The sequence below is a fragment of the Mariniphaga sediminis genome (assembly GCF_003573545.1).
In the GTDB taxonomy this organism is placed as follows: Bacteria; Bacteroidota; Bacteroidia; order Bacteroidales; family Prolixibacteraceae; genus Mariniphaga; species Mariniphaga sediminis.
Genome location: NZ_QWET01000065.1, coordinates 1 through 1,150 on the forward strand (window position 1 = coordinate 1; position 1,150 = coordinate 1,150).

At 44.2% G+C, this 1,150-nt stretch carries 2 protein-coding genes; both read left to right on the forward strand.

All coding sequences use genetic code 11. The features are described 5' to 3' along the window. A partial coding sequence (locus D1164_RS23910) for a hypothetical protein (protein WP_206611105.1) occupies positions 1-252 on the forward strand: 252 nt, incomplete at its 5' end. 24 nt (positions 253-276) lie between these two features. Next, positions 277-1,150, forward strand: an 874-nt coding sequence (locus D1164_RS23595) for a dihydrodipicolinate synthase family protein (RefSeq protein WP_147372290.1), incomplete at its 3' end; no start/stop codon positions are given.

Consider the following 1,150-nt stretch of genomic DNA (forward strand, 5'->3'; position numbering starts at 1 on the left):
CATTCGCTGAATGAAGAAGCAGCCGATTTTACCATGATACTGGATGAAGACAAAGGGGAATTCAGTATTGATTTGCACAAGTGCCCTTCCAAAGGGATGCTTCTGGAGCTAAAACATATGACCCCCTATCATTCTTATTGCGACCATTGCCCGGCACTGTATAAACCCATTGCCGAGGGTCTGGGGTATACATATACCTCTGAGATTGATTGCGATAATGCCAGTTGTAAGATAACCATAAAAAAACCATAAGATAACTATAAAAAAACCAGAGAAATGATAAATCAAAAAATGGAGGACGGATTTTACCCGGCGCTGGGTACACCTACCGATGCAGGGGGTAACCTGGTGGCAGAGAGCTACCGGAAACAGATTGAAGGGATGATTAACTCCGGGGCCAAAGGGATTCTTTGTATGGGCTCGATGGGCAAGATGGCCAGCATTGGAAACAGCGAATACCCTAAAGTAGCCATGCATTGTGTTGAAGCGGTACAGCAAAGGTTACCAGTTATGGTGGGGGTCATGGACTGTTCTGTATCCAGGGTGACAGACAGGATTGAATCGCTGGGGAATATGGAAATCGACGGGGTAGTGGCCACAGTACCTTACTACTACAAACTCAATACCCCGGAGATAATCCGTTTTTTTGACTTGCTTTCGAAAGCGTCGAAATACCCGGTTTATATCTACGATTTACCCCCGGTAACCCAGTCCCCGATAACGTTTGGTGTGATGGAAGCCCTTGCCGGCATTCCCAATATCAAAGGGATAAAAACGGCCAACCTGGCCTTAATTCAGGAACTGGAACGGAATAATTACCGTCCGGATGATTTTTCACTGTTTTACAGCGGGTTGGATTTATTTGATATTGCCATTCAATCGGGTATAGGAAAAAACCTTGACGGGATGTTTACCTGCACCCCTGTTAATTCAAAGAGGTTATATGAGAATGCAGAAAAAAAGAATATAGATGCCTGCTCAAAGTACCTGAACAACATTCTTTTGTTGCGCAATACCTTGCTGAAGGGAAACATCTTTTCGGCTTACTCTTATGCGATGGAATTGACAGGTTGCCCGGGGAATTATCACACAGATTATGACACCGCAGTTTCAGAAGAACTGAAAAACGAAATATCTGATGTGATGAAAG